This is a genomic window from Microbacterium sp. K36 (assembly GCF_004794355.1).
In the GTDB taxonomy this organism is placed as follows: domain Bacteria; phylum Actinomycetota; class Actinomycetes; order Actinomycetales; family Microbacteriaceae; genus Microbacterium; species Microbacterium paraoxydans_D.
The window spans coordinates 1-7,828 of the sequence record NZ_SSDN01000066.1 but is presented as its reverse complement, the minus strand read 5'-3'; the positions used below and the strand labels follow the sequence as shown (position 1 = coordinate 7,828).

Sequence of the window (7,828 nt, the reverse complement as noted above, 5' to 3'; positions counted from 1 at the left end):
GCGGGATCAGAAACGCACCCCGGATGGCGCGGGGAGGCGCCTTTTCGCACCCGCACCCGCACCGGAAACGGGCGGGGCACCCCGGCCGGCGCACCACCGCGGGAGTCAGATGACGGAGGCGCTCCAGGGGTCGGGGTTTCCGTAGCGGTGGGCGGTGATCGAGACGGACTGCTCGTGGACGAACGGGAGGAGCTCGATGCGGGCCGCTGCCGTCACCTCCGCGTCGTACACCGCGAGGTCCGGATCGCCCCCTGTGACCCGAGCCAGCGCGGAGCGCAGCGCCGCCACCGACTCCCGTCCGCCCACGAGCCGCACGCGCCCATGCCGCGGAAGCACCGGAACCCCGGCGTCTCCCGATGCCCCGGACTCCTCGGCCGCCCGCATCCGCTGGAGCCACTCGTCCTCCGTCTCCAGGAACACCACGGCGTCGAGGTCGCCCAGAGCATGCCGCACGCCCGCCGGAAGCCCGACCGGAGTCGACACGACGAAGCCGGCGCCCGCACGCACCCCCGCGATCACGACCCGCAGCAGGTCGTGCAGGGCGGCGTCCTCGGTGGCGCGGATCTCCACGGGCACAGGGCGGTACCGGAAGAGGTTGCGCTCGATCTCCAGCCGCGAGACGTCCCGCACCCGACCGAACTCCCGGTCCCAGGCCAGGGCGTCCGATAGGGCCGACCGCCGGAGCCACTCGAAAGACTCGAACGGGAGGGAGGGCTGCGCGGCCTCGATGAGCCCCGTGATCCGGGAGTCGAGCCCCCGCAGATGGAGGGTGCTCGACGCCGGGGACCCGTGCTGGGCGCGCCACGACCCGAGTCCGATGAGGTGGTTCGGCCCGCCCGGCTTGGCACCGGCCCCGACCGAGGAGCGCTTCCACCCGCCGAACGGCTGCCGCTGCACGATCGCCCCGGTCGTGCCGCGGTTGACGTAGAGATTCCCGGCCTGCACGCGGTCGAGCCAGAAGGAGAGGTCGTCGGGGTCCTGCGTGTGCAGTCCCGCGGTGAGACCGTAGGCGACGGCGTTCTGCAGATCGACGGCCTTCGCGAGGGTCGGGGCATGCATGATCCCGAGGACCGGCCCGAAGAACTCCTCGGTGTGGAAGCGGGAGCCGGACTGCACGCCGACCCGCACGCCGGGACGCCAGAGCCGGCCGCTGCCGTCGTCGGCGGGGTCGAGGGCGGGTTCGATGAGCCACCGCTCGTCGCCCTCCAGCTCGGAGAGGGCCCAGGCGAGCTTGCCCTCGGGCTTCTCGATGACGGGGCCCACCTCGGCGAGCGGATCCGAAGGCCAGCCGACCCGCAGCGAGCGCACTGCGTCGGCGAGCTGACGGGCGAAACGCTGCGAGCGCCCCACCGGCCCGACGAGGATCGCCAGCGAGGCCGCGGAGCACTTCTGCCCCGCATGCCCGAACGCGCTCTTCACGAGGTCGGCCACGGCGAGGTCGAGGTCGGCCGAGGGGGTGATGATCATGGCGTTCTTGCCGCTGGTCTCCGCGAGCAGGGGCAGGTCGGGACGCCAGGAGCGGAACAGCGCCGCGGTCTCCCACGACCCGGTGAGGATCACCCGGTCCACCGCCTCGTCCGTGATGAGAGCACGGCCGAGGTCGCCTTCCTCGATGTCGACGAGAGCGAGAGCCTCACGGGGAACGCCGCCGTCCCACAGGGCCTCCACGAGCACCGCCGCACACCGCCGCGCCTGCGGGGCGGGCTTCAGGACCACGCCGGAGCCCGCGGCGAGCGCCGCCAGAACGCCACCGGCGGGGATCGCGAGGGGGAAGTTCCACGGCGGCGCGACGACGGTCACGCGGGCGGGGACGAAGACGGCGCCGGAGATCGCATCGAGCTCGCGGCACGTCGCGGCGTAGTACCGGGCGAAGTCGACGGCCTCGCTCACCTCGACATCGGCTTCGGCGAAGACCTTGCCCGTCTCCGCCGCCGCGACCTCGATCAGCTCCGCACGCCGGGACTCGAGCGCCGCCGCCGCGCGCAGCAGCACCTCGGCCCGTTCGGCCGCTGGACGCGAACCCCAGGCCGCCGCGGCACCCTGCACACCGCGCACGATGCGGCCGAGGTCGTCGGCGTCGTCGACGCGGGCGGCGTCGAGGACCTCCTTCCCGACCGCCGACTCCGCGAGCCGCGCGCGGATCCCCGCCGCCCACTCACGGTTGGCCGGGAGGGCGAGATCCGTGTCGGCCGTGTTCGCGAAGCCCGGGGCGCCCCCGGTGTCCTCCCCGCGCTCGCGCGCGGCGTACACGGCGGTCTCGAGGTAGGCGCCGGTGTCGGCGTCATCCGAGCCGCGCACGATGCCGAGCACGGCCTTCGTGAGATCGGCCTCCGCGGCCGGGCTGACCGGCGCCGGCCGCACGGACTCGTGCACGGGCGCGAGGCGGTCCTGCGTGCGCCGCGGACCGAGGCCGAGGGCCGGGTCCCCCGCCCGGTCGAGTGCGTCGAGGAAGCGGTCAGCCTCCCGGGCGAAGAGCGTCTCGTCGTCGTGCAGGTGGAACGCCGCGGAGAGGAAGTTCTCGGACGACGCGTTCTCCTCCAGCCGCCGCACGAGATAGCTGATGGCCACGTCGAACTCGGCGGGCGCGACGACCGGCACGTACAGCAGCACCGGACCCACTTCCCGGGACACCGCCTGCACCTGCCCCTGGGCCATGCCGAGCAGCATCTCGAACTCGACATCGTCGCGGACGCCCCGCTGCCCGGCCAGCAGCCACGCGTGGGCGATGCCGAAGAGGTTGTGGCCGGCCACGCCGATCCGCACCGAGGTCGTGTGCTCGGGCTGCAGCGCCCAGTCCAGACAGCGCAGGTAGTTGGCGTCGGTGTCGAGCTTCGTGTCGTAGGGCGCGGGCGTCCACCCGTGCAGCGTCGCCTCGACGTGCTCCATCGCGAGGTTCGCGCCCTTCACGAGGCGCACCTTGATGCGGGCTCCCCCGTGGATCACGCGGTCCTGCGCCCAGGCGGTGAGCTCCTGGAGGGCCGGGAGCGCGTCGGGCAGATAGGCCTGCAGCACGATCCCGGCCTCGAGCCCGATGAGCCGAGGGTCCTCCAGGAGCCGTGTGAAGACGGCGATCGTGAGGTCGAGGTCGCGATACTCCTCCATGTCGAGGTTGATGAAGGTGCCGTCCGCCGCCGCCGTCACGTACAGCGGGAGCAGCCGCTCCACGACCCGGTCGACGACCTCGTCGAAGCCCCACATCGAGATGCGGCTGACGATGGCCGAGACCTTGACCGACACGTAGTCGACGTCCGGACGCCGGATGAGCTCGTGGATGCCGTCGAGCCGCCGCTGCGCCTCCGCCTCGCCCAGCACCGCCTCCCCGAGGAGGTTGAGGTTCAGGCGGGAGGCCGACTCCCGCAGCTTCTCGATCGCGGGTCCGAGCTTCGCGGGCCGGGCGTCCACCACGAGGTGCCCCACCATCTCGCGCAGCGCCCGCCGCGCGAGGGGGACGACCGGTGTCGGCAGCACCGGGGCGACGCCGCCGCCGAGCCGCACCGCGGAGCGCAGGTACCACGGCAGGAACTCCGGCACGATGGGCGCGATCCGGTGCAGTCGGGCGGCCGCGGCGGTCAGGCTCTCCGGTCGCATCACGCCGTCGACGAAACCGAGGGTGAACGGCAGACCGTTGGCGTCGCGGAGCACTCCGGCGAGACGCGCGGCGGCGGGGTCGACGTCGGCCGCGGCCGCCTCGATCACCCAGCGGCGCGCGAGCTCGACCGCCTGATCGGCGAGGGATGCGGATGCCCCCGCCTCCGCGGAGGATGACGACGACTCTGCCATGTGACCACCCTAGGTCTCCGGTCGCGGAATCCTGGGGTGCCCGACCGGGCGGGCCGGAGTCGGGTCAGTTCCAGATGCTGGGGGCGGGGGTGCGCACGGGAGGCAGGGCGGACGCGGCCGCCCAGTCGTGCACCCACGCGTCGATCTCCGGCACCCCGTCGGGCTTGCCCACCGCAGCGAAGAGCTCCTCGTTGCTGACCGTGCCGCCGGAGCGTCGCAGCACGCGGGCCCGCACGATGGCCCGGGCGTAGACCTCGCCGCCGACCACGGCACGATGCTCCAGGAACAGGGCCTTCTCGTCGTGCCCGATGAACCGGGACTGCACCTCGAACCGCTGCCAGAGCTGGAGCGACTTGCGGAAGGTGATCGTCTCGCTCGACACGACCGCGTACCAGCCCTGCTCCTTCATCACGTCGAACAACCCCGTGCGGATGAGGTGGTCCCAGCGACCGAGGTCGAACAGCGACAGGTACCGGCCGTTGTTCATGTGGCGGAGGATGTCGAGGTCGGTGGGCAGGGTGGTCACCGTCACGGTGCCGACGGCTGTGGGGTCGAGGGTCTTCCCCCGACGCACGCGGCGACGCGCACCGAGGATCACGAGGAGGGTCCGCCAGATCACGTTCACGAGGACTGATCGTAGCCATCCGCGCACGACAGCCGAACTTCGTTGTCCGATTCCTCCATGCCCCCGGTGGGCCTCCCGCCGGCCGTCATCCCGATTTCCGATTTCCACGGACCCGCCGTAGAGTCACCGCATGAGCGCCGAAGCCCAGCCCGAAGTCATCGTCCGTCCGGTCCGTGATGTGGATGCGGAAGCCCTCGGTCGCGTGCATGCGCAGTGCTGGCACCAGACCTACGATCACCTCATCAGCAAGGCGGCGCTGGAGAAGGTCTCGCCTCGGCGCATGGCCGAGCTCTGGACGCACTGGGCCGCGCAGGGCCCCGACTTCAAGATGAACGCGGCGCTCGTCGACGGCGAGATCGTCGGCTTCGTCGGCTCGGGTCCGGCGCGCGACAAGGACGCCCCGGCGTTCCGCGAGCTGTACTTCATCTACCTGCTCGACGCGTACCACTCGACCGGCATCGGCCAGAAGCTCTTCGACGCGGCCGTCGAGAAGGACGAGCCGCTCTACCTCTGGGTCGCCGAGGACAACCCCCGCGCGCACCGCTTCTACACGCGCAACGGGTTCCACCTCGACGGCGCCGCGCACACCGAGCCGTTCCTCGGTGAGACGCTCACCGAGGTCCGCTTCGTGCGCCCCTGACCTTCGTCCTCACCGAAAGGGCCGCCCCGCGGGGCGGCCCTTCTCGTCTGCCCTCAGAGGCGTTCGATGATCGTGACGTTCGCGACGCCGCCGCCCTCGCACATCGTCTGCAGGCCGTACCGACCGCCGGTGCGCTCCAGCTCGTTGAGCAGGGTCGCGAGGATGCGGGTGCCGGTCGCGCCGATCGGGTGCCCCAGCGCGATGCCGCCGCCGTTGACGTTGACCTTCTCGTGCGGCGCACCGGTCTCGCGCATCCAGGCGAGCACGACCGAGGCGAACGCCTCGTTGACCTCGAACAGGTCGATGTCCTCGATCCGGAGTCCCGTGCGCTCCAGCGCGTGCCGAGTCGCCGGGATCGGTGCCGTGAGCATGAGCACGGGGTCGTCGCCACGGACGGAGACGTGGTGGATGCGGGCCCGCGGGGTGAGGCCGTGCTCCTGCACCGCCCTCGCGCTGGCGATGAGCACGGCACTCGACGCATCGCTGATCTGCGACGCGACCGCAGCCGTGATCCGCCCGCCGGGCGCGAGCGGCGGCAGGCCGGCCATGCGTTCGAGGGTGGTGTCCCGGCGCACGCCCTCGTCGTCGTCGAGCCCGGCGAGCGGCGCGATCTCCGCCGCGAACCGCCCCTCGTCCTGGGCGACGGCCGCCCGGCGGTGGCTCTCCAGCGCGTACCGCTCCATCTCCTCCCGCGAGATGTCCCACCGCTCGGCGATGAGCTCCGCGCCCCGGAACTGCGAGATCTCCTGGTCGCCGTACCGCTCCTGCCATCCGGGCGACTCGGAGTACGGCGTCGTGAAGCCGTACTCCCGGCCGACGGTCGCGGCGGCGGTGAGCGGGATCCGCGACATGTTCTGCAGCCCCCCGGCGATCACGAGGTCGCTGGTGCCGCTGAGCACCGCCTGCGCGGCGAAGTGCACGGCCTGCTGACTGGATCCGCACTGGCGGTCGATCGTCACGCCGGGCACGTGCTCCGGGAAGCGGGCGACGAGCAGCGCCGTGCGTGCGACGTTCCCGGCCTGTCCCCCGATCGCGTCGATGGCTCCGAGGATCACGTCGTCCACGGCTCCGGGGTCAATGCCGGTCCGGTCGACGAGGGCCCGCAGACTGTGCGCGCCGAGGTCGGCGGGGTGGATCTCCGCGAGAGCGCCGCCACGGCGTCCGACCGGCGAACGGACCGCGTCGACGATGTAGGCCTCTGCCATGATCTCCCTCTTCTCACTCCTCCGTGCCGGCCGGCAGGAGCAGTCGGAAGCGCTCGCACAGCACCGGCATGTCGGGTTCGTAGCCGCGCGGGCTCTCGGAGTGGGTGCGCCAGTAGCGCTCGTGCACCTCGCGCCAGTGCGCCAGAGTGCGATCCCCCTCTCCCTCGGCGAACGCGTGCGCCTCGTCGACCTCGTCGAAAGGCACGATGTCGATCGCTGTGGTCTCGATCACGGCGCGCGGGGCGCCGGTTCCATCGAGGATGATGCTGAGCTCGCCGACGGTCGGCAGCGGGTCCCCCGTCTCCTCGTAGTCCCAGACGGAGGACGCGGTGCCCACCTTGATGCCTCGGAGCACGAGGTCCAGGAGCTCGTCGGCATGCTCCGGCGTCGCGCCGAAACCCCACGCCTCGGGAAGGGCCTCGGGCAGGTGCGGAAGCGCGATGCGGGCCTCGCGCCAGTAGTCCTCGATGACGGTGCGGTCGGTCATGGATCAGCGCCCCGAGACCTTGCCGAACGCCTTCGCGATCGGCGCGAGCACGAGCGGGCGCGCCGCGACCCACGCGATCGCGATCACGACGAGCGAGGCGATGAACACCCAGAACCCCGTCCACGTCGCGGCATCCTGCGCGGCGAACATGTGGTTGAGGTTGCGCAGGAAGCCCGTCAGCATCACGAGCGCGACGTGCGCGATGATGAACGCCACGAAGTAGAGCATCACCGGGAAGTGCAGGGCGCGGGCCCACTCCACCGGGTACGCCTTCGACAGGCGCTCCGCCTTCTTGGGCCAGAGCCCCGACATGCGGAACCCGGTGACGGCGGCGAGCGGTGCCGCGAGGAAGACGGTGACGAAGTAGGCGAGCTGCTGCAGGCTGTTGTAGTTGTTCCAGCCGTTCTCGTGCGGCCAGTCGAACGAGATGTACTGCAGTGCCGCCGACAGCGCGTTCGGGAAGACCTCCCAGCTCGTCGGCACGATCCGCACCCAGTGCCCCGTGACGAACAGCAGCACCACGAAGATCACGCCGTTCAGCAGCCACAGGATGTCGAGCGCCTGGTGGAACCAGAGGTTCAGGCTGATCTTGCCCTTCGGGTTGTTCCGCGGGGACCAGAACACGCTCGGACGCTTCTCTGTGCGCACCTGCAGCCCCGAGCGGATGATCAGCACGATCAGGAACATGTTGAAGAAGTGGGCCCAGTTGACCCACGGCGCGAAGCCGGGCTCGACCGGGATCGGCGGCTCGTACTCGCCCGGGAAGGCCGCCAGGAAGTCCTGCATGAAGGGGAGGCTCAGCAGCGTGCGGACGAGGGCCACGGCCGCGGCAGCGAGCACACCGAGAGCGGCGGCGCCGAACAGCACGGCGATCGCCTGGGTCCACGTCGGGCGCCGGCGCGCGGCCGGGTTGGCGGCCGCGGCGGCGGCCGGGAGGTGTCGGGGGGCACGACCGTTCCAGACCGTGCGGGTCCAGGGCAGCGGTGTGCTGATGTCGGCGGCCGGGGCGAGCGCGGTGCCGGGGATGGCGGGCTCCGCCGTCGCGGGTGCCTCGGCCGGAGCCGGGGTCTGCGCGATCGCGGGGGCGTCCG

General features: G+C 71.9%; 6 protein-coding genes. 1 reads left to right on the top strand and 5 read right to left on the bottom strand.

Going from position 1 to position 7,828, the window contains the following annotated elements; all coding sequences use genetic code 11:
- Positions 1–105: 105 nt before the first annotated feature.
- Positions 106–3,780 (bottom strand): proline dehydrogenase family protein, encoded by a 3,675-nt coding sequence (locus DW296_RS06930; RefSeq protein WP_136051646.1) that lies wholly within the window; start codon positions 3,778–3,780, stop codon positions 106–108.
- A gap of 64 nt (positions 3,781–3,844) precedes the next feature.
- On the bottom strand, positions 3,845–4,405 hold the full coding sequence (locus tag DW296_RS06925) for an acyl-CoA thioesterase (RefSeq protein ID WP_136051645.1): 561 nt from the start codon (positions 4,403–4,405) through the stop codon (positions 3,845–3,847).
- 130 nt (positions 4,406–4,535) lie between these two features.
- On the opposite strand from DW296_RS06925, the gene DW296_RS06920 reads away from it, so the two are divergent.
- The gene (locus tag DW296_RS06920; protein WP_136051644.1) at positions 4,536–5,045 is read left to right on the top strand and encodes a GNAT family N-acetyltransferase; all 510 of its coding nucleotides are present in this window, start codon (positions 4,536–4,538) and stop codon (positions 5,043–5,045) included.
- A 53-nt stretch (positions 5,046–5,098) separates the two neighbouring features.
- On the opposite strand, the gene DW296_RS06915 is transcribed toward DW296_RS06920, so the two are convergent.
- From DW296_RS06915 to DW296_RS06905, 3 genes are all read right to left on the bottom strand, one after another.
- The gene (locus tag DW296_RS06915) at positions 5,099–6,250 is read right to left on the bottom strand and encodes an acetyl-CoA C-acetyltransferase (protein WP_136051643.1); all 1,152 of its coding nucleotides are present in this window, start codon (positions 6,248–6,250) and stop codon (positions 5,099–5,101) included.
- Between the two features lie 13 nt (positions 6,251–6,263).
- Entirely contained in the window at positions 6,264–6,737 is a 474-nt protein-coding gene (locus tag DW296_RS06910; protein ID WP_136051642.1) for an ASCH domain-containing protein, read from the bottom strand.
- Positions 6,738–6,740: 3 nt separating this feature from the next.
- Positions 6,741–7,828 (bottom strand): cytochrome b/b6 domain-containing protein (locus DW296_RS06905; RefSeq protein ID WP_240743024.1); only part of this gene is annotated, 1,088 nt, incomplete at its 5' end.